Annotated in this window: 19 protein-coding genes; 9 read left to right on the top strand and 10 right to left on the bottom strand. The window is 56.8% G+C overall.

Annotated elements, in window-relative coordinates:
- The first annotated feature begins 39 nt into the window (after nucleotides 1-39).
- The 6 genes from OXF42_00530 to OXF42_00505 are packed head-to-tail and all read left to right on the top strand — an operon-like array spanning nucleotide 40 to nucleotide 5,673.
- Entirely contained in the window at nucleotides 40-1,512 is a 1,473-nt protein-coding gene (locus OXF42_00530; GenBank protein ID MCY4046587.1) for a S1 RNA-binding domain-containing protein, read from the top strand.
- Nucleotides 1,496-2,371 carry a signal peptide peptidase SppA gene (gene sppA, locus OXF42_00525; GenBank protein ID MCY4046586.1) on the top strand — a complete coding sequence of 292 codons (876 nt, stop codon included), beginning with the start codon at nucleotides 1,496-1,498 and terminating at the stop codon, nucleotides 2,369-2,371. Before OXF42_00530 ends, sppA begins: the two co-directional genes overlap by 17 nt.
- A 53-nt stretch (nucleotides 2,372-2,424) precedes the next feature.
- A complete protein-coding gene (locus OXF42_00520) occupies nucleotides 2,425-2,730 on the top strand; it encodes a hypothetical protein (GenBank protein ID MCY4046585.1) in 306 nt (101 codons plus the stop codon).
- Nucleotides 2,731-2,747: 17 nt separating this feature from the next.
- Nucleotides 2,748-3,515, top strand: coding sequence for a hypothetical protein (locus OXF42_00515; GenBank protein MCY4046584.1), 768 nt, complete (start codon nucleotides 2,748-2,750; stop codon nucleotides 3,513-3,515).
- A complete protein-coding gene (gene lipA, locus OXF42_00510) occupies nucleotides 3,512-4,471 on the top strand; it encodes a lipoyl synthase (protein ID MCY4046583.1) in 960 nt (319 codons plus the stop codon). Before OXF42_00515 ends, lipA begins: the two co-directional genes overlap by 4 nt.
- Nucleotides 4,468-5,673: a cofactor-independent phosphoglycerate mutase gene (locus tag OXF42_00505; protein ID MCY4046582.1), complete on the top strand. Its 1,206-nt coding sequence runs from the start codon at nucleotides 4,468-4,470 to the stop codon at nucleotides 5,671-5,673. Before lipA ends, OXF42_00505 begins: the two co-directional genes overlap by 4 nt.
- Here the strand turns inward: OXF42_00505 and OXF42_00500 are convergent.
- Nucleotides 5,657-6,781 (bottom strand): Xaa-Pro peptidase family protein, encoded by a 1,125-nt coding sequence (locus OXF42_00500; protein MCY4046581.1) that lies wholly within the window; start codon nucleotides 6,779-6,781, stop codon nucleotides 5,657-5,659. The two genes, OXF42_00505 and OXF42_00500, sit on opposite strands and share 17 nt — an antisense overlap.
- Before the next feature lie 102 nt (nucleotides 6,782-6,883).
- Here OXF42_00500 and OXF42_00495 point away from each other — a divergent pair, with 102 nt between their 5' ends.
- Both OXF42_00495 and OXF42_00490 read left to right on the top strand, forming a co-directional pair.
- Nucleotides 6,884-7,207 (top strand): iron-sulfur cluster assembly accessory protein, encoded by a 324-nt coding sequence (locus tag OXF42_00495; protein ID MCY4046580.1) that lies wholly within the window; start codon nucleotides 6,884-6,886, stop codon nucleotides 7,205-7,207.
- Between the two features lie 34 nt (nucleotides 7,208-7,241).
- On the top strand, nucleotides 7,242-9,077 hold the full coding sequence (locus tag OXF42_00490; GenBank protein MCY4046579.1) for a hypothetical protein: 1,836 nt from the start codon (nucleotides 7,242-7,244) through the stop codon (nucleotides 9,075-9,077).
- Here OXF42_00490 and OXF42_00485 read toward each other — a convergent pair.
- From OXF42_00485 to OXF42_00465, 5 genes are all read right to left on the bottom strand, one after another.
- Nucleotides 9,035-9,652, bottom strand: coding sequence for an NADH-quinone oxidoreductase subunit I (locus tag OXF42_00485; protein MCY4046578.1), 618 nt, complete (start codon nucleotides 9,650-9,652; stop codon nucleotides 9,035-9,037). The two genes, OXF42_00490 and OXF42_00485, sit on opposite strands and share 43 nt — an antisense overlap.
- Nucleotides 9,653-9,745: 93 nt before the next feature.
- Nucleotides 9,746-10,279 carry a hypothetical protein gene (locus OXF42_00480; protein ID MCY4046577.1) on the bottom strand — a complete coding sequence of 178 codons (534 nt, stop codon included), beginning with the start codon at nucleotides 10,277-10,279 and terminating at the stop codon, nucleotides 9,746-9,748.
- A gap of 100 nt (nucleotides 10,280-10,379) precedes the next feature.
- Nucleotides 10,380-11,522, bottom strand: coding sequence for an acyl-CoA dehydrogenase family protein (locus tag OXF42_00475; GenBank protein ID MCY4046576.1), 1,143 nt, complete (start codon nucleotides 11,520-11,522; stop codon nucleotides 10,380-10,382).
- A complete protein-coding gene (locus OXF42_00470; protein MCY4046575.1) occupies nucleotides 11,501-11,950 on the bottom strand; it encodes a nucleoside deaminase in 450 nt (149 codons plus the stop codon). Before OXF42_00470 ends, OXF42_00475 begins: the two co-directional genes overlap by 22 nt.
- A 22-nt stretch (nucleotides 11,951-11,972) precedes the next feature.
- A complete protein-coding gene (locus tag OXF42_00465) occupies nucleotides 11,973-13,703 on the bottom strand; it encodes an AMP-binding protein (protein ID MCY4046574.1) in 1,731 nt (576 codons plus the stop codon).
- Between the two features lie 235 nt (nucleotides 13,704-13,938).
- Between OXF42_00465 and OXF42_00460 the strand changes: the two genes are divergently transcribed.
- Nucleotides 13,939-14,886 (top strand): calcium/sodium antiporter, encoded by a 948-nt coding sequence (locus OXF42_00460; protein ID MCY4046573.1) that lies wholly within the window; start codon nucleotides 13,939-13,941, stop codon nucleotides 14,884-14,886.
- A 7-nt stretch (nucleotides 14,887-14,893) separates the two neighbouring features.
- Here the strand turns inward: OXF42_00460 and OXF42_00455 are convergent, their stop codons facing one another.
- The 4 genes from OXF42_00455 to OXF42_00440 form a co-directional block, all read right to left on the bottom strand.
- Entirely contained in the window at nucleotides 14,894-15,430 is a 537-nt protein-coding gene (locus OXF42_00455; protein MCY4046572.1) for a hypothetical protein, read from the bottom strand.
- A 66-nt stretch (nucleotides 15,431-15,496) separates the two neighbouring features.
- On the bottom strand, nucleotides 15,497-17,227 hold the full coding sequence (locus OXF42_00450; protein ID MCY4046571.1) for an AMP-binding protein: 1,731 nt from the start codon (nucleotides 17,225-17,227) through the stop codon (nucleotides 15,497-15,499).
- Between the two features lie 96 nt (nucleotides 17,228-17,323).
- Nucleotides 17,324-19,402, bottom strand: coding sequence for a tetratricopeptide repeat protein (locus OXF42_00445; GenBank protein ID MCY4046570.1), 2,079 nt, complete (start codon nucleotides 19,400-19,402; stop codon nucleotides 17,324-17,326).
- A 52-nt stretch (nucleotides 19,403-19,454) separates the two neighbouring features.
- The gene (locus OXF42_00440; protein ID MCY4046569.1) at nucleotides 19,455-20,060 is read right to left on the bottom strand and encodes an aminodeoxychorismate/anthranilate synthase component II; all 606 of its coding nucleotides are present in this window, start codon (nucleotides 20,058-20,060) and stop codon (nucleotides 19,455-19,457) included.
- Between the last annotated feature and the right edge of the window lie 247 nt (nucleotides 20,061-20,307).

The following is a 20,307-nucleotide window of genomic DNA, read 5'->3' as shown; positions in this document are numbered from 1 at the left end:
GACGGACAGGCGGCTGCATTGCGGGCTGAGTCGGTCCGTATGATGTCAGATCCCGCAGGTAAAACAACAGGTAACAGCTCACAGGACTTTTCACGCCTCCTTGAGGAAAGCAGCGGCTTTGAGCGCGAAAACCTCACGGGCAGGGTTGTCCGGGGCACGGTGGTGCGCGTTGAAAAGGAAAATGTTTTCATCAGCATAGGGCTTCGCTCCGAAGGCATCGTCCCCCTGCGGGAGTTTACGGATGAGGAAGGCGGCGACTGCAAGGTGTCGGAGGGGCAGGAGGTTGACGTTCTCGTCAAAAGCGTGAGGCGCGGCATTCCCAGAATATCAAAAGCCGAGGCGGACGGCCTCAGGCACATAAAGCGGCTGGGCGACCTTTTCAATGAAGAAACCCCGGTGCGGACAAAGGCGGTCAAGAGAATCAAGGGCGGCCTTGAGTGTGTTGTTGAGGGGAACATAACGGGCGCGTTTATGCCCGCTTCGGAATCGGGAATACGGGGGGGGCGCAACAGCGCGGACAAACTTGTCGGCGAGACCTTTGATTCGCTGATAATTGAACTGGACGGCAAGAGGGTCGTTCTTTCAAGAAAAAAGATACTTGAGAGAAGCAGGGCGGAGCGGGTCGCGGAGTTTGTCTCGCAGGTGGAAGTGGGAACGGAGGTCAGGGGCGTGGTGTCAAAAATAATCCCCTCCGGCGCCTTTGTGGACCTTTCGGACGGCAGCGGCGTGGTTGAGGGTTTCATACCGGTCGGAGAAGTGGCGTGGAGGCACATCAAAACCCCCTCGGACGTGCTTTCCTCCGGACAGGAAATTCCCGTCCAGATCATAAGGATAGAGAACAACGGCGACAGAATCGGCCTCAGTTACAAACAGACGCAGCCGACCCCGTGGGAGGAATTTGCTGCCACGACCCCGCAGAATTCAAAGGTCAAAGGGAAGATCTCAAACGTCAACGAGGTGGGCGTTTTCATTGAGGTCGCAAGGGGCGTTGTGGGGTTGCTTCACCCCGACAACATAAGTTGGAAGGAAAAGGTTGACCCCGTTGAGGTTTACGGCGACAGAAAAGGCGAGGAGATTGAAGTGGTGGTGCTCAGGTGCGACACGGAAAAGAAAAAGGTCTCCCTCGGCGTCAAGCAGCTCCAGAAAGACCCGTGGAAAACCGCGGTTAAAAAACTGAAAAAAGGCGAGACGGTTCTCACGGGCACGGTTAAAAAAGAGACGCGGGGCGGCTTCGTTCTGGACCTTGAGGATGACATGGAGGGTTTCATCCGGTTTGCGGACATGGGTGATTCGGACAGGGATGCCGACAAAAAGGCGGGCGATGAGATAACCGGCGTTGTGAAGAATGTGGACGACCATGCGCGCGTGGTCACCTTGAGCGCCGTTATGCTCAGCAGAAAGAACGAAAGGGAAATGCTAAAGGAGTTCACCTCCCGGCACGGAGAGACGGACTCCCCCAAACTCGGCGACCTGATGTCCGGCGGGACGGGAAACGATGACCCTCAAAAATAGTTTGCGCCTTGCGGCGGCGGGCGTGATTGTGATTGTCGCAATCGCCTTTGTGGTCGGCGCAAGAGCGCCCAAAGTGGCGGTTCTCAAAATTGAGGGCGTGATTCTTTCCGCCGAAACCTACACACGGGCCGCAAGGGAGATAGAGAGGGACGACTCCATCAAGGCGCTTGTGGTGAGGATTGACTCTCCGGGCGGCAGCGTTGCCGCGTCTCAGGAAATTCACGCGCTTGTCCGGCGGCTTGGCGAAAAGATGCCGACCGTGGCAAGCATGGGCAACATTGCAACTTCGGGCGGCTACTACGTGGCGTGCGGCGCTCCGGTGATTGTGGCAAATCCGGGAACGGTAACGGGAAGCATAGGGGTCATAGCGACTTTCGCCAACTACGGCGACCTGCTCCGGTGGGCAAAGATGGATTTTGAGGTCATCAAAACCGGCGAGTTCAAAGACTCCGGCTCCCCCCTGCGCCCCCTCTCGGAGGAGGAGCGCGAATACCTTCAGGGCATAATGGACGGCGCGCTGGGGCAGTTTCAAAAAGCCGTTGCGGACAGCAGGGGCATGAGCGCCGGGCAGGTGGAGAAGGTGTCGGACGGAAAGATAATTTTAGGGCTTGCCGCGCAGGAGGCGGGGCTTGTTGATGAGATGGGGACGTTGCAGAGCGCGATTGAAATGGCGGCGGAAAAGGCGGGCATCCCCGCAGACTCGCCCGTGGAGAACTTCCCTGAGCAACCGCTGGGGCTTTCCTCTTTCATATCGCAACTGAGTGGCGCGGCGGATGTCGGGGCGGTTGCGGAGCGCATACTGCGTCCGTCCGGGCTTTACTATCTGTCCGCCCGTCTTGCGGCGGGAAAGGTCTTTTAACTGACGGCAAATCCTTGTATGTTATGTAAAACTGTCGGTGGAAGGAGAACCGGATGAAATACCTGAAAATAATCTTTACTCTCATATTCGTTGCCGCGGGGGCCGCCCTTTACTTCAGCAACAGGGAATGGGCGGACACCCCGGCGGTCATCGGGTTTGATTCCGTCCCGTTCTACAGCATTCCCCCGGTTTTCAGCACGAACGGAATCATTCTCGCGACAACTTTCCTTCTGGGAATGGTCTTCGCTCTGGGGCATTCGTCTCTCAACTGGATAGAACTGATTGGCAAAAACAGAAAGATAAGAAAACTTGAGAAAGAAGCGGGGAAGGTGGAAGAGAGCGACACGGAAGAAGGCTGACTATTTGAGATTTCGTTATGAAAAATCAGGAAATCCCCCCTGAAGTCGCCGAGAAACTGGGGCATTACGTTTACCTGTATGTTGACCCCCGCAACGGGAAAGTCATGTATGTAGGCAAAGGTGTCGGTAACCGCGCCATTGAGCATCTATCTGACAGAAGGGAATCCAAGAAAGTCAGATGGATACAAGAATTGAGAGCCAAAGGGTTTGAACCGCGCATTGAGATTCTCGCCCGCAGGTTGGCTACGGAAGATGAAGCCCAATTGGTTGAGCGGTGTGTTATAGACGCCATCGGCTTGGAGAACCTTACAAACATCGTGCGCGGGCATGACACCGAACATGGTAGGGAACTGCTTGGGGAAATCGTGATTCAGGAAAGGAACGAGCTAGTTGACATACAGCATTATGTTCTTCTCTTTAACATTAAAAACACCTTCAAACCGGGCATGTGTCAAAAGCAAATTTATGAGATGACTCGCGGTTTTTGGCTTATCAAAGAAGAACACAGAGAGAAAGCCCAATACGCTTTCGGGGTGTTCAACGGAACTGTGCGCGGTGTGTTTTCTGTAGATGAATGGCATAGAGCAGTAGACGCAACAATAGAAGAGTTTCCAAATCATAACATAGGCAGTCACCGCATCGACCCGCGCAGATGGTTCTTCACAAGTAACCGCAAAACACCTGATGAAATAAGCGATAAGTATCTTTACAAATCAGTAAGTGAGCACTTGGGCGGGCGAAACCCTGTTATCCCCGTCCCCCCACAAAGCGGAACACCGTTATGAAAGCGCAAACACCATCCGGCAAGCCCTCCTGGATAAAGGCGAAAATCCCTTCCGGCGATAACTACACCCGGCTCAAAGGGCTTACCCGCAACCTTGGGCTTCACACCGTTTGCGAAGAGGCGCGCTGTCCGAACATCGGGGAGTGCTGGAGCGCGGGGACGCTCACTTTTATGATAATGGGCGACACCTGCACAAGAAGTTGCGGCTTCTGCCATGTGAAAACCGGCGCCGGAGGCCCGCTTGACTGGGACGAGCCCCTGCGGGTCGCGGAAGCGGTGAGCAACCTTATAAGCCACAACTCCCTTATTTCCCACGTCGTTGTAACATCGGTCAACAGGGACGACAAAAACCTTGACAGCGCAAAAATCTTCGCGCTGACAGTGAGGGAGATAAAGAGAGCCGCGCCGTCCGTCAAAGTGGAGTGCCTCATTCCCGACTTCAAGGGCTCGGAAGAAGCGCTTGAAACCGTTCTGTGCGAAAAGCCGGACGTGCTGAACCACAACATAGAGACCGTTCCGCGCCTTTACGCGCTGCAACAGAAAACACAAACCGGCAAACTGCGCGCCGTCCGCCCTCAGGCGGTTTACGAACGTTCACTCGCGCTTCTGAAAACCGCGTCCGCCGGAGGGACGCTCACAAAATCCGGCATCATGGTGGGGCTTGGGGAAACGTTTGAGGAAATAACCCTCACCCTCAGAGACCTCCGCGCCGCCGGATGCGGCATTGTTACCATAGGGCAGTATCTACAGCCCACTTATGACCATATCCCCGTGTCGCGCTTCTATCACCCGGTTGAGTTTGAGTCGCTCAAAGAATACGGGGAAAAAATAGTGGGCATACCGCACGTTGAGGCGGGGCCGCTTGTGCGCAGTTCCTATCATGCGGAGAAACAGGCGACCGCCCTTGGCTCAAAACACAGCGGCGGAGAATCCGGTCTCCGCGCCGGGGCAAATTGAAATATCTCATTCTTCAGGGAGACGGCATGCCGGACAGACCGCTTGCCGAACTGGGGGGCAAAACCGTTCTTGAGGTTGCGGCGACACCAAACCTTGACCGCATAGCGCGCGGCGCGTCCGTTTTCGGCATCGCCTCGCACATCCCCCCGTCCCTTCCGCCCGGAAGCGATGTGGGCAACCTCAGCGTTCTGGGATACGACCCCCTTGCCCACTACACGGGCAGGTCTCCGCTTGAGGCGGCGGGAATGGGCATCCCCCTTAAAGAAACAGACCTGACTTGCAGGTGCAATCTGGTAACCCTGACGGAGACCGGCGGCGCGGAGGTCATGGAAGACTACAGCGCCGGGCATATCTCCACGGAGCAGGCGCGCGAACTCATAGAAAGCGTAGCCCAAGCGTTTGAGTCGCGGGGCGTCCGGCTGCTTGCGGGCGTGAGTTACCGCCACCTCCTGATTACCGACAGGTCGCGCTCCGGAATTTCGTCAACGCCGCCGCACGACATTTTAGGAAAGGAGACGGAGCAGTTTCTCCCGCGCGGAAAAGACTCCGGATTTTTCCGCAAACTTATGGAGGACGCAAAAGAGGTCCTTAAAAACCACCCGGTCAACCGGCGCAGAGAGGAAAAAGGCGAACATCCCGCAAACGCCGTATGGCTGTGGGGCGAGGGAACCGCTCCGTCCCTCCCGCCTCTGGAGGAGACTCTCGGCGTGAAGGGGGCGGTTATCTCGGCGGTTGACCTTGTGAAGGGTATCGGCAGGTGCGCCGCAATGGAAGTGATAGAAGTTCCCGGCGCGACCGGGTATCTGGACACAAACTACGAAGGCAAGGTTGAGAGCGCTCTACGGGCTCTTGAGACAACCGACCTTGTGATGATTCACATAGAGGCAACGGACGAAACCGGGCATGTGGGCAAGACGGAACTGAAACTCCGCGCCGTTGAAGACTTTGACGGCAGAGTGGCGGGTCCCGCGCTGGAGGGTATGGAGCGGTTCGGTGATTTCAGAGCGCTGCTCACATCCGACCATCCCACGCCCCTGTCCCTCAGAACCCACTCAAGAGACCCTGTGCCGTTTGCCATATACGATTCGCGCTCCGTTGCCGATTACGGAGAAAGGGTGTATTCGGAAAAGTGCGCCGAAGATTCGGGAACAGTTTTTGAGGACGGCTGGAAACTCGCCCGCGACCTCACGGGCAAGGGTTGAAAAGCCGTTTTGAACACCTCGTCAAGTTGACGCAACCGGACCGCGTTACAACAACAACATCTTCAATTCGCACTCCGCCCGCGCCCTCGTAGTAAAGCCCCGGCTCAACGGTTACGACATTGCCCTCCCGCAACACCCCGCCCGAAGGCCCCACGGACGGCGGCTCGTGAAGCCCCATGCCAAGCCCGTGTCCGGTGGAATGGATAAAGCCCTGAGGGGTTTCCCCCCTGTCGGTATGAAACCCCGAGGACTCAAAAAATTCCGTTACCGCCCCGTGAACATCCGCGGCTTTGACACCGTGCCTTATCATCCCGAAGGCGAGACGCTGGGCTTTCAAAACAGCCCCGTGCATGCGGACAATCTCAGGCGGCGGGCGACCGTGAACCACCGTGCGCGTCATGTCTCCGAAGTAGCCGGACGGCGACCGGGGAAAGATGTCTATGACAACCGGGCGGCCTGTGAAAACGGGACCCTCCCCCCCGTGGTGCGGCATGGCGGAATGCTCTCCGCAGGCGACTATTGTTCCCGAAACCGAATATCCCGCGCCCGCAAGACGGGAATTTATTACACCCTTTATCCTCTCCGAAGTCAGAGGCTTTCCGCCCGACAGCAGAACGCCGTTTCTGCCCGCCTTCGCTCCCAGCACAAGGGCGGTTGCCTCTCTCATGGCGGATGCCGTGTCCGCAAGAGACTTGCGGATGAGCGACACCTCCCCCGCGCTCTTTTTCATCCTTTCCTCAAACAGCATCGCCCCGCTTGCGCACGACACCTTCAAACCCTTCTTTCTGAGCGCGTCCGCAAACGCGAGGGGAAAGGTCGCGCCCACTTCCACGCGGGAAATTTTTCTCTCGGCGGCAAGGGCCGCCGCTATATCGGCAAGAGAACGGCGGCCCCGCGACCCCGCATACCGGGAAAGCGGAATCACTTTGGAAACGGCGGCCTCTTTTTTTCCGCGCGCGAGTTCAAGGTCGCTCAAAACCAGTATGGACTCGCCGCCGTGCTTGAGAAAAACAACGGGGTCGGGAACGGCAAACCCGCCCGTGGCGTAAAGCAGGTCGGGGTTTGCTTCGCTTGAATCTATGATCAACACCGCTTTTTTGCTTTTCATTTGCCAACAACTATACCGCAATAGCAAGGCGGTGGTTGTCTTAAAGCGGGCTCTGTTGTATAATCGCAGAGCCCGCTTACGGCGGGGAGGTTTGAAATGGCAATGTTCGGGGTTACCAAACAGGCGGCGGACGAGATAAAAAAACTGCTTTCCGCCGAGGATATGACGGGCGGGTTTCTGCGCGTTCGTGTGGTGCCGGGCGGCTGCTCCGGATTTTCCTACGAGATGGGGTTTGATGACGAGACCGACGAGTCGGACAAAGTGTTTGAGGAGCAAGGCGTCAGGGTCGTGGTTGACGGCATAAGTTTCGGATACCTTGAAGGCGCAAGCCTTGACTACCGGGGCGGACTGGACGGCACGGGGTTTTCCATAAGCAACCCCAATTCAAAAGGCTCCTGCGGTTGCGGGCAGTCTTTCAACCTCTGAATCGCGCCGCACCGCGGCGGTAGCGGCGGCTTATATGTCAAAACAATCCAAAGCGGTTGAGGCGCACGAGGAAGCCAAATCCCCTGACAGAATCAAGGCGCGCGCGCTTGTCGGTCTTTTGTATGCCGACTTTACGCCGTGGAGTGGGCTTGACGGCTTTTCACGAACCATAAAATCACCCTCCGGAAGGGTGATTGAGATAGCGGACGACCCGGCCGTTATAGCCGGGGTGGGAACGCTTAAAGAAAACGGCAAACGGGTTGCCGTTATAGCCCAGCAAACCCCCTCAAATGAAGAGGAGCGCGCGGCGATGAACTACGGAATGGTGAAGGCGGACGGCTACGCCATATCCATTAACATGATGGAATACGCCGAGAAGAACGGGCTTATTATCAACACCTTCATAGACACCGTGGGCGGAGACCCGTACGAGTATTCGGCGGAAAAACTTCAGTCGTGGCTCATATCGGGGTGTCAGGCAAAGATGCTCTCGCTGGCGACCCGGTCGGTCTCAACAATAATCGGGCTTGGTGGCAGCGGCGGCGCGATAGCGCTGCAACTCGCGCACTGCCGTCTTATGCTCGCGCGGGCGGAGTTCTCGGTCATCACACCGGAGGGGTGTTCCGCCATTCTGTTCAGAAGCCCGGACAAGGTGGCCGAAGCCCTTGAGGTTCTTCAGCCCTCGCCGGAGCACATGCTGAAATACAACATAATTGACGACATCATTCGGGAGCCGAAAATCGGCTCAAAAAACTATGCGGCGGAAACCGCCAAAAATGCGGGGCGACGCCTCGCGCAGGCCATTGAAGACATTGAGAAAAGAGATGTTGAAGAGCTCAAAAACACTCTGCGGAGCAACATAAACCTGTGCGGACGGGTGGAAGACCGGTCGGACATTTACAAGGTCATAAGCAGAAAACTCAAGTCGTTTCTGCCTTCAAGGCTGTCCGTCGCCAAAACGCCGGAAGTGTCCGAAATACAACTCGCCATTTACGGCGCGGAGCCGTTTTTCTGCAACGATGAAAAGGATTCGGAGGGCAAGATAGTGCGCGCCGGATGCCACAACCGCTACAAGAGAGAGGAGGTTGAGGCCAACCTGTTTTCCTGCCCCTACTGCAACAAGCCCGAATCGCTGGGCTCTGACGACTACATAGAGTTTCTGTTTGACGAGGGCAGTTTTAACGAGATAAGCCCGGAATTGACCGTGGAGGACCTGTCCTCGCAGTTCAACCTCGCGGACTACTCCCAGACCAGAAAAAAGATGGCGGGCAAAACAAACTCAAAAGACTCTCTGGTAGTGGGATACGGCTCCATATTCGGCCGCCCGGCGGGTTGCGCCATATGCGATTTCCGCTTCATGGGGGGCTCAATGAGCGCGGTTTTCGGCGAGAAGATGCGGATGATAGTTGACTACTGCATACAGAACGATCTGGACTTGATATCGGTAACCGCAAGCGGCGGCGCAAGAATGCAGGAAGGAACGGTCGCCCTTTATCAAATGGCAAAAACCATCTCGGCCATCCTCAAACTCAAAGAGTCGGGGCTGTCATACATATCGGTTCTCGCCCACCCCACCACGGGCGGCTCTCTTGCCAGTTATGCGGTTCAGGGCGATTTCATCATTGCCGAGAAAAAATCCATAATAGCATTTGCGGGAGACAGGGTCGTGAAACTGACAAGCGGGGGAAGAGGGGTGAACCCCGACACCATGACTCCGGACTTTTATCTGAAAAACGGCGGCATTCACGCGGCGGTGGAGAGAACGCAGCTAAAGCCGCTTGTCTCCGGGCTTTTAAGACTGAGAAACAAAAAGCCGGACGGCGGGACTCAGGACCTGCCGCCGCCCTCCGAACCGGAAGAAAGCCGGTAGGAGCCGTCAAGCCGCCTGACCCCGCCCACCTCCTCGGCGGTTGCGCCGAGCGTGTCTCCCTTCATGCACTGGTAGAGAAAGTTGGCGTTGTCTCTCGGGGCGTCGCTTTTCAAATTCGGGTTGAAGAACACCTCTTTTGTATGAACAAGCCCCGCCCTGTTGTAGGAAGAGAGTTCAAACTTCATGCCCATTCTGAGCGCATCGCACGGACACGCCTCAACGCAGAAGCCGCAGAAAACGCAGCGCATAAAATCTATGTTGTAAACACCCGGTCTTCTCTCAACCCCGTAGTCATCGGCGGGCTCGCTGACTATTGAGATCGCCTGAGTGGGGCATGCCACCTCGCACAGTTTGCACGCAACGCACCGGATTTCGCCGTCATCATCGGCGGGCATCTCATGAAGACCCCTGTAGTTCGGGGGGAGTTCCTTTACCTCATCGGGGTAACTGACGGTTACCTTGGAGCGAAACAGGCTTTTGAATGTTATCCAAAGCCCGGCAAGTATCTGCGGAAAGTGCAGACGCTCAAGGAAACTGAGCTCAGGGGAGCGGACAACTTTGACTTTTATGGCCACGGTTCAAACTATACCACAGCCGCATAAAAAAAGAGGAAGCCCCGCAAGGGACTTCCTCTTTTTTGTTCTTCCAGTTTGGAAAATGCGTCTTTATCAGACACCGCCCGTAAGGGGCTTCCATGTGCCTGACAAAAGCATCATTCCCGGAATCAGCAGGGTCAAAAACGCTTCAATAATGAAGAGATACCCTATCATGCTTCCAAGATTTTTGCCCTGAGCAAACGCGAAGAAGCAAAGCAGAGTAAGCAAAGCCCATGCAAGGCAGAAAACGCCAAACATGCCGACTCCAGCCGACTCCATTCCCGCAGGGAACACCTTAAGGGCGTACCATACGAACGCTATCGTCGCGAACAGACAATACCAGCCAAGACCCTTGGCGTCGTGCCCGTGCACAAAAACCGCATATACCAGAAGGTATATGAGCGCGAATACAGAAACCAGAGCGGCTCCCGCAGTTACACCCGCCGCGTGAAGTTCCCACGCCGCTTTCGCTATAAGAAGCGCAACACCGAGGTTGAGAACCCCGACCTCTTTGCCTCCTGTCTTACCGAGCAGGGTCATTCCATTTGCAAAGAATACAAACCCTACCAGCAGAAGAACGTAACCTAACAGTCCTTCAACTACCATTTCTCCTTACCTCCTTAAGTAAGAGTTAAGACCTTTTTAACAGAAAAAAGGGGGGCAAGTCAATAGTTTATTAACAGTCGGAGACTGCGGGCAAAGGCGGTCAGCAACCGATTTCACGCGCTATTACAAGGCGCTGAATCTCAGAAGTCCCCTCGGTTATGGAGGACAGGCGCGCGTCTCTGAAGAAGCGCTCCGCCTTGTATTCAACGCTGTAGCCGTATCCGCCGAGTACCTGAATGGCCTCGGTCGCCACCCATTGAACGACATCGGCGGCGAACAGTTTCGCCATTGAAGCATTCTTGAGCGCGGGCCCGCCGCCGCCGTAGAGCCATGCGGCCTCATAGACCAGCAAGCGCGCGGCCTCTATTTTGGTCGCCATGGTCGCAAGTTTGGAACTTATCTCCTGATGCTTTGATATGGGCTTGCCGAAGGTCTCCCTCTCCGTTGCGTATTGAAGCGCGTATTCGTAGGCGGCCTGAGCAAGGCCGACCGATTTCGCCGCATGCGTTATGCGCGCGCCGAGAAGAGTCTCCATCGCGGAGCCGAAACCGCCCTCGCCCACCAGAAGGTTTTCGGCGGGAACTTCGCAGTTTTCAAAAATCAATTCGGAGGTGTCCGCGGCGCGGTGGCCGAGTTTGTGTATTTTGCTGCTGACACTAAATCCGGGAAAGCCCTTCTCCACTATGAATATGCTTATCCCCTCGCCCTTTTTTGTCTTGTCCGTATAGGCGGCGACCACCGAGAAATCCGCCATGCTGCCGTTTGTTATCCACGTCTTTGTGCCGTTCAGTATGTATTTGTCACCCTCTTTTACCGCCTGAGACCTGATGCTGCGGGCGTCCGACCCGGCTCCGGGCTCCGTCAGACCGAGCGCGCCTATCTTTTCCCCCTTGATTCCCGGAACAAGATATTTCTGCTTCTGCTCCTCGGTCCCGAACTTGTATATCGGGAAGCACGCAAGCCCTATGTGGGCGTTGACCGCCATTGCCGCCGCCGACCACACCTTGCCCATCTCCTCGGCAAACACGCAGTCGGTTACCTTGTCCATGCCGACCCCGCCGTATTCTTCGGGATACATAATTCCCAAAAATCCCATCTCCCCGAGCATGGAGAAAATCTCCATCGGGAACTTCTCCTCTTTCTCATGCTCCTCAACAAGCGGCTCTATCTTGTTCGCGCAGAAGTCCGCAAGTGTTTCCTGAAACAGCTTCTGCTCTTCGCTCAACTCAAAGTTAAGTGACATTTTTGCCTCCTTTGCCTGACATCGCGGAAGAAGTCCCTTATCAGGTCTCCGCACTCGCGCTCCAGCACGCCGCCGCGGTATCCGACCGTATGGGACACCGGCGCGCGGTTGCTGTCAAGAGCGCCGACAGTTTCATCGTATGCGCCGAAAACAACGGTCTCAATGCGCGAATTCGCCACCGCGCCCATGCACATCATACACGGCTCAAGGGTAACGTAGAGAACGCAACCGCCGAGGCGCCAGTCGCCCGTCTTTGCGGCGGCGCTTCTTACCGCAAGTATTTCGGCGTGCGCGGTGGGGTCTCCCAGAGACTCCATGCTGTTGTGCGCCGAGGCAATAACCCCGCCGCCGGGGCCGCGTATGACCGCCCCCACGGGGACCTCGCCCCCGCCCGCCGCAATGCGCGCCTCGGCAAGGGCCGCCTCCATAAAGCGGATGTCCGGAGAGAGGTTACTTTCTCGCACTAAATTTGAGCCCCGCCTCATTCCTGTCCCATGTCTTGTCGGTTATCTCTTTTATCTCGGCAACCTTGACCTTCTGGGTGGCGGTTACGGGAAACCCGTCTTCGTAAACCTCAATGAACCTCGGAACCATGGCAACCATAACCCTTTCGGCCATCCATTTGCAGAACTCCGCCGGGTCAAAGGTTTCGCCCTTCTTCAGAGTCAGGCACAGTTTGATTTCGTCATCCGAAACGTTGGGAAGGCGCAGACCCACGGCTATCGCCTCCTGAATCGCCGCATACTGCATCGCCTCGTCGGCAACGGCCACGGGGTCAACGTTTTCGCCCGAAACCCTTATCCTGCTGTATCTGCCGGCAAAGTAGTATCTGCCGTCAATGCCCCTTGCGAAAAGGTCATCGGAGTTGAAAAATCCTTCATCGTCAAACGCTTCCCTTGTGCGCCTTTCATCCTTGAAGTATTCGTTGAGAGTGGTGTGGGGCACAAGCGGCTTTATGAACAGAAGCCCCTTTGCCTCATCGGGCGGGGTGATGTTGTCTGAGGGGTCCCAGAAGTATTTCACCGGCTCGTCCGCGCTTTCGGGCTTTCTGAGCTCCACGTGGTATCCCTCCATCGGGAAGCCTGAGGAGCCGGGGCGGTGGTCTTCGGGGTCTTTCCAGAGAACCATTCCCATCTCCGTTGAGCCGTATCCGTCTATAACCCTCACATTGAACCTCTGCTGAAACTGGTCAAGGTCTCTGGGGGCGGGAGAGCCAAGCATTATTCTGACCTTGTGTTTGGCGTCCCATTCGCTTTGCGGGGCGGACCACAGGTATTCGGCGACCGCGCCGAGCATGTTGATGGAAGTTGCTCCGCAACCGGCGGCCCATTTCCAGAAATTGGAGGCGGAAAAGCGCGGGAAGAAAACCGCCGTCGCGCCCGCGCCCATGGCGCTGAAAAGGCACATAACCTGCGCGTTTGCGTGCCCGAGCGACAGAACGCTCATCAGGGTGTCATCGCCCCGTATTCCCTGCTGCTGTATGTAGGAGCGCACCGTCATAACAACGCCGCCGTGGTCTCTTGCCACGCCCTTGGGCATTCCGGTCGTGCCCGAAGTGAACATGCATCTCTCCATGTCGTCCACGGAAACATCCACGCCGGGGTTGGCGGTGTCGCCGCCGTCAAAAACCGAAAAGGGGTGAACTTTCACCTTTCCTATGCTTTCGGGAATTTTCTCGTCCCCCTCCGCCACAACGAAGATGGCTTCAAGGGCTTCAAGCGAGTCCGCTATCTCTTCAAGGTAGGGAATGCTGCCGCCGTCTATGACAAGCACTTTCATCCCGGAGTAGTTGATGACATAGGCGAGGCGCTCGCCCTTTTCGTCTTTGTTCACGGGAACCTGCACGGCGCCGGTTTTGTGCGCCGCGATGATGGTGAGAACATATTCGGCGCAGTTGAGCATATACATACCCACCTTGTCGCCCTTTTTGACGCCGAAATCCTTTATAAGCGTGTTTGCCACCTTGTTGGCAAGTTCGTTGGTCTCCCCGTAGGAAAAGGTTTTGACGATGTTGCCGTCCCTGTCGCCCACTTTGAACATGTCTTTGCCGGGAAACTGTTCGGCTCCTTTCTCAAGGTTCTTTGTAACGGGATGCCACTGGGAAGTGTCATCAAAGGTTCCGAAGGGCAAGTCCCCCGTCCCCACATATTTCTGGTCGCGCGGTTTGAATAAAAGACGCATTGCGGTAAATCCTCCTGTTGGTCGCGTGCTGTCCGGTGTTTTGGTGGAAACGGTTCACCGTCTCCACAAGCCACAGACGGAAATGCTATACAAAGCGCGGGGGGATTTCAACCGGTAGGGGGCGGCGGGGGACTGAAACGGACGGACACCGGAGTCGCCCGGCAATACCGAAGCCCGCTTGCGCGGAAGCGATGACGGGGTAGGATACACCCGCCCAATTTCCGAGCCCCTCCTTATGCCCGCGCTTTTTGAAATCACCATTCTCGCAATCGGCATTACCGGCCTGTGGGTCGGCGCGGACTCCGCCGTCAGCGGCGCGTCCGCTCTGGCAAAAAGGGTGGGCGTTCATCCCGTTGTCGCGGGGCTTACCGTTATCGCAATCGGAACATCTCTGCCCGAACTCATCGTCTGCCTCATAGCCGCGCTTAAAGGCTCGGCGGACATCGCGGCGGGCAACATAACGGGCAGCAATGTGGCAAACGTATGCCTGATATTAGGCTTGAGCGCGGTCGTCCTGCCGTTGCGGACGCCTCAGGGGCTGAGGGCGGAAGGAGCGGCGGCGGCCCTGTTTATGGCGGCCCTGATACCGCTTTGCGCGGACGGCAACCTCAGCCGCCCGGAAGGGGCGGCGGTAACCGCTCTGCTTTTGCCCCTGATAATCGCTCTTTACCTGAGGCAGGCAAACAAAAACGAACCCATCACTGATGGAACCGTCACGGACATCCCCGCCGTTTCGGGCGGCATCGGCATCGTGCTGGTCTCCACACTTGCGGGGCTTGCCGCGCTCGCGCTGGGGAGCGACCTGATTGTTGAGGGGGCAACCGGCATCGCGCGCGGCGCGGGCGTCCCCGAACTGGTCATCGGGGCGAGCGCGGTCGCCGTTGGCACTTCGCTTCCCGAACTCGCGGCGTCAATGGCCGCCGTGGCAAAGAGGGAGAACTCAATCGCAATCGGAAACATCGCCGGAAGCAACCTGTTCAACATAGTGATTCTGGGGATTACCGCAACCGCCGCCCCGCTTTCGGTGGACGCGGACGCGCCGGGATTTCAGATGCCGTTTGCCGCCGCCATGTCGCTGGTCGCCCTGCCGTTTATGAAAAAGGGCGCAACCATAGGCAGGGGAGCGGGGGCCGCCCTGCTCATCCTATACGGGCTGTTTCTCTACAGGGTTTTCCAGTGGTAGCGGAAACCTATCTTTCGTAGGCGGTTCTTCTTCTGGTTACAAGGCAACCCCTGTTGTCCACCGCTTCGGTCAGATAATACTGGGTGAAAATACTCGCCTCCCCCCGGTTCTGGAGCAGCACTATGTCTCTTGCAAGGGGAAGCACTTCAAAGCCCTGAGCGGCGGAAAGATTCCTTGACCACTCCTGACAAGTGGTGGGCGACAGAAAAGTCTCGGTCACATGCACATCGCACTTGGTTTTTCTCCTTCCCACCTGAGAGGGGGTGGCCGTTATGTTTATGTGGCTTATGCCCACGTCCGGATATCCGCTGAAAGACATGGAAAAGAACGGTCGTTTGTCTATCTCCCTTTCCTCGGGGGAAACAAAGTCATGGCTTTCGTGCGGCTTGTCTTTGAGGAATATTTCGGATTCCCTCTGAATTGCCTGGGCGCAAACTTTGACTCCGCTCTCCTGAGCGTTGGACAAGGGCTTTGTAGTGGCGCGCGCGTCCGCCGCAGTTCCCAAAAGTAATGCGAACACCGCAAAATAAATTACTCTGAACATTAAAAAAACCTCCCTGTGGCGCGTAATCGCCACCCTATTATAACAAAACCGACCCTGAAAGCGAAACTACTTTCTGGTTTTCAGCGAAATCCCCGACCCGCTTCTGTCCCATGTTTCGTCTCCGACAGCCTTGAGCGCGCCGAGGTTTATCTTCTGCGTTGAGGTAAGCGGAAACTGTTCGTATATCTGGATGAATCTGGGAACCATGTAAACGGGAACCTGTTCCGCCATCCACAGGCAGAACTGCTTATGGTCAAACTGTGCGCCGGGGTTGAGAACTATGTTGAGTTTGACCTCATCGTCCGACACTTCGGGCAGACGCACGCCAAGCGCAATCGCCTGCCCGACCGCCTCATGCCGCAGCGCGGTGTTGGCAACGGCGTTCGGGTCAACATTTTCACCCGAAACCCTTATCCTGCTGTAACGGCCCTGAAAGTAATACCTGCCGTCCACGCCTCTGGCGAAAAGGTCGTCCGAGTTGAAAAAACCTTCACTGTCAAACGCCTGCTTTGTCCGTTCGGGGTCTTTGAAATACTCATTGAGAGTTGTGTCCGGTATCAGGGGGCGGATAAACAACAGCCCCACGCACTCCGGCGGCGGGGAATCATGCCTCTCCGTGTCCCATTCCTCCCGAACAACCCTGTCCGTGTCTTCAGGGTCTCTTATCTCCAAATGGTAGCCCGCCGTAACAAAGCCGGACGAGCCGGGGCGGAAGTCCTCCGCATACTGCCAAAGCGCCATCCCCATCTCGGTTGAGCCGTAGCCCTCAACCACCCGCACGCCGAACCTCTCTTCAAACTCCGTCCGGTTTTTGGGCGCGGGGCCCGCAAGCACTGTTCTGACGGCGTGCTTTGAGTCAAATTCCGATGGCTCAGCCGCCCACAGATATTCGGGAACCGAGCCCAGCATGTTGGTAACCGTGGCCCCGCACTGCGCCGCCCACTTCCAGAAATTGGACGCGGAAAACCGCGGGTATATCCGGCAACTCGCCCCCGCCGCTATTGAGGCGAACAGGCACATCACCTGCGCGTTCGCGTGGGCGAGGGAAAGCACCGTCATCAGCACATCATCGCTGCGCACCCCCTGATGCTCAAGGTATGCGCGCACGGTCAGGATAACCCCGCTGTGATTTCTTGAAACGCCCTTGGGCATTCCGGTCGTGCCCGAAGTGAACATGCACCTTTCGGTGTCGGAAACCAACACCTCCACGGGCGGATTTTCAGCCGGAAACTTTTCAAAAAACGAGAACGGAAGAACCTTCGCGGGGCCTATTTTCTCCGGCAGTTTTCCGCCCCCGCCCGAAGACGCGACAAGCACAAACTCCAGATCCTTAATCTCGCCCGCCACGTCCGCAAGCAGAGGCACGCTCTCCTCATCGGTCATAAGAACCCTCTGCCCGGAATAGTTGACTATGTAGGCGAGGCGTTCACCCTTCTCATCTTTGTTGACGGGAACTTGAACCGCCCCCGCCTTGTGTATGCCGAGAATTGAAAGCACAAACTCCGCGCGGTTGAGCATGTATATGCCGACCGTCTCCCCCTTGACAACCCCCAGCCCGCCCGTGAGACCGGCGGCTATGCGGTTTGCGAGCCCGTTCGCCTCTTTGTAGGTGTGAGACACGGTCTCTTCGCCGTCAGCGCCAGCGACCGCAAAGAGGGTCTTTTCCCCGAATCGTTCCGCCCCCGCCTCAAGATATTTCGTGATTGGAAGCCACTCGCCCGTATCGTCAAAAGAGCCGAAAGGCAGGTCGCCCCCGCCGATGTATTTTTTGTCGCGCGGACGGAAAAGCAGTTTCATACTGCGCCCCTCTCCCCGGTTGAGTTCAGAACAAAATCCATACCGATTACAACGACAGATTAACCGGTTTTTCCGCAACCTCACAAGGACGGAACATCACTCGGGCCGGTTCAGCCTCTCGCGCACCAGTTTTATGTTGGCGAGCGCCGTTTCCTGCCGGGGGTTGATCTCCAGCGCTTTCTCCAGAGCGTCCACCGCCTCAGGGTAACGCCCGAGTTGCGCAAGCACCGCGCCGAGGTTGGCACGGACATCCGCATCGCCGGGGGAAACGGCAATGCCGTGCCGGTAAATCTCCAGCGCTTTCTCAAAGCGGCCCGCGTTGAAATGCTCGTAGGCAAGGCGGTCAATAAACTTGGGGAGTTCGGGATAAGCCTCCAGCGCCTCCCCGTAGCGGCCCGCATTCATGTAAAGAAAAACAAGTTCCCTGAGCGCCGATTTGAATTCCGGGTCCGCTTCCAGCGCACGGCGGTAGTAACGTTCCGCCTTTGCGGTCTGCTTCAGCTCCTCGGCGTCACGCCCCATGTAGAAATAGTGCCACGCCGGAACATCCTTATCTATCTTGGCAGCGGTCTCCATAGTCTCAAGCGATTCCTTGAAACGTTTTTGCCGGCGCAGAGCGGCGGCCAGATTTTTCCACGCCTTGGCGTCTTTGGACTTCAACCTTATGGCTTCGCGGAACGCCCGCTCCGCGCGGCGGTAGTCTTCCATCTCCGGCTCCCGGAAATCCTTGGTTTTCAACCATGCCACTCCGAGGTCAAGGTGAACTTTTGCGGAATTCGGGTCTTGCTTAACCGCATTGCGGAAGGCGGCAAGCGCCTCCTCCGTGCGCTCCTCGTCCCGGAGGGCGACGCCAAGGTTGTAATAGGCGTGATGAGCGTCCGGATTGTGGGAGGAAACATGGGTGAAAAAGGTTATCTCGTCATGGTAAATCCGTGAATGATTCCATGTCAGAGCGCCGTAACAGACAAGCAGCAGGGCGGCAACCGCCTGCGCCGCGCGCATGGCGGGGACGGGCAGCCGCCGACAGGCGACCACTGCGGCGGCGACAAGGAGCGCTATGAAACCGATGGACGCGGGATACAGATAACGGTCGGCGGCAAAGGCAAACAGCATATAGGAATTAACGGCGAGGCCGAGCATGGGCGAGATCGTGGCTCCGAAGAACAGAGTCGCCGCCAGAGGGCCGCGCCCTATGCGGCGTCTTGCCCGCCACAAGGCAAACACAAGAGCAAAGACGGCAAGCAGCGGCAGCCAGTTCAGCAAACCGCCCGGACTGACGTCCCACTTGGAGTAAACCACCGGCAGCGGGTCGGGCCACAGCATTTTGGCGGGGTAAAACCACAACGCCTTGCCCGCGGCAATGACGCGCTCAACAAAGGAATACTCAAACTCTATGTGGGCGCGGGCGGTGAAGAGGCTTATGTCGTAGAGGGTTATAACCGTGCCAATCAGCAACATGGGAATGACCCGCATAAAACTCGTGGCGGTAACACTCCCGCGCTTCCACCATTCCCATATCAGAATGGCGGCGGGCAGGGTGATGACGAAACTCTTGCTGAACATACCGACGGTGAACAGGGCAAGCATCTTTATGTAGTCGCCGGTTTGGGAACGTTCGTAGTGGCGCAACCAGAAGCCCGCCGCAAGCAGGTAGAACAGAGTGGCGAGAAGGTTCTTGCGGGAGATGATCCACGCCACCGCCTCAACGTGTATCGGGTGCGCGGCGAAGACCGCCGCGGCAAGCCACGCGCCGGGCACGGCAAGCCGCGCCAGCAACCGCCACAGCAACACGGAAACAGTCCCGTGCAACAGGACGTTGACCGCGTGAAATCCGGCCGGGCTGTAACCCCACAACTTATGCTCCAGCCAGAAGGAGGTGTATATCACCGGCCAGTAATGCCCCTCGTATTCCACGCCGCCCCGTGTAAACCATATATCCCAAAGCCCCGACCATGTGGCGACCGCCTGAGAGTCCGTAAACACCGCATCATCCCAGACAAACCCGGCGAAATAAACCGGCCAGTAACTGACCGCCGCCAGCAGTATCAGCGCCGCCGGCGGGACTATCCGCGACAAGCGGGGATAAGAGGGAAGAACGGAGACATCAGAAGCGGGCGGAGGAGGCGGGGGCGGAGGGGGCGCGGGTCTGTTTCGCCGTCTTTTAGATTTTGCCATTTTGGGGGAACGTCCCTTCATTGTTTCAGGTCAGGTGTTCAGGCGCGCGCCGTCAGACGGGCCGAAGGGCGGAGCATTTTCCGCCTCCCTCCATAAAGTTTTTAAGCAGTTCCATTCCGTGCTCTGTCAGGACGGATTCGGGATGAAACTGAACCCCTTCAAGCCTGCCCCCGCCGGAAAAGCCCTTGTGTCTTATGCCCATTATCTCGTCCTCATCCGTCCACGCCGTTACTTCAAAATAATCGGGAAGGGAAGGCGGGTCAACGATGAGCGAGTGATACCTTGTGGCGCGAAACGGGCTGGGAAGCCCTTTGAACACGCCGCCGCCGCCGTGGAGTATGTCGGAGGTCTTGCCGTGAAGAAGCCGCTTTGCCCTCTCTATGCGCGCCCCGAACGCCTGGGCAACCGCCTGATGACCGAGGCAGACGCCGAGGATGGGTGTCTTCCCGGCAAACCTTTTCACCAGTTCAAGCGAAATCCCCGCCTTGTCGGGAGAGCACGGGCCCGGCGATATGACTATCATCTCCGGGGCAAGTTCTTCCACCTCATCCGTTGTTATGGCGTCATTGCGGCGGGTGGAAACCTCCGCGCCCAGTTCGCAGAAATAGTGAACAAGGTTGTAGGTGAAAGAGTCGTAATTGTCTATCATTAAAATCATTGAGATAGAATTATACACGAATGATAAATCAAGACGATAAAGCCCCTTTGACGCTCCGCAGTTCCTATTATAGTATGGGGGCACTCGCTACAAAGAAAAGACAATGAATAAGGAAGTAAACCTTTCTTCTGCTCTGGTGCTCCTTTTGTGCTCGGCTAGTTTGCTGGGTTGTGCAACCGCAAAGCCCATTACTGGTCCCCATGGTAAAAAGGGATATGTGATAGAGTGCGATTCAACTCACGAATGC

Source organism: Candidatus Dadabacteria bacterium (assembly GCA_026708565.1).
In the GTDB taxonomy this organism is placed as follows: domain Bacteria; phylum Desulfobacterota_D; class UBA1144; order Nemesobacterales; family Mycalebacteriaceae; genus Mycalebacterium.
This window is presented reverse-complemented; position numbering and strand designations above follow the sequence as displayed.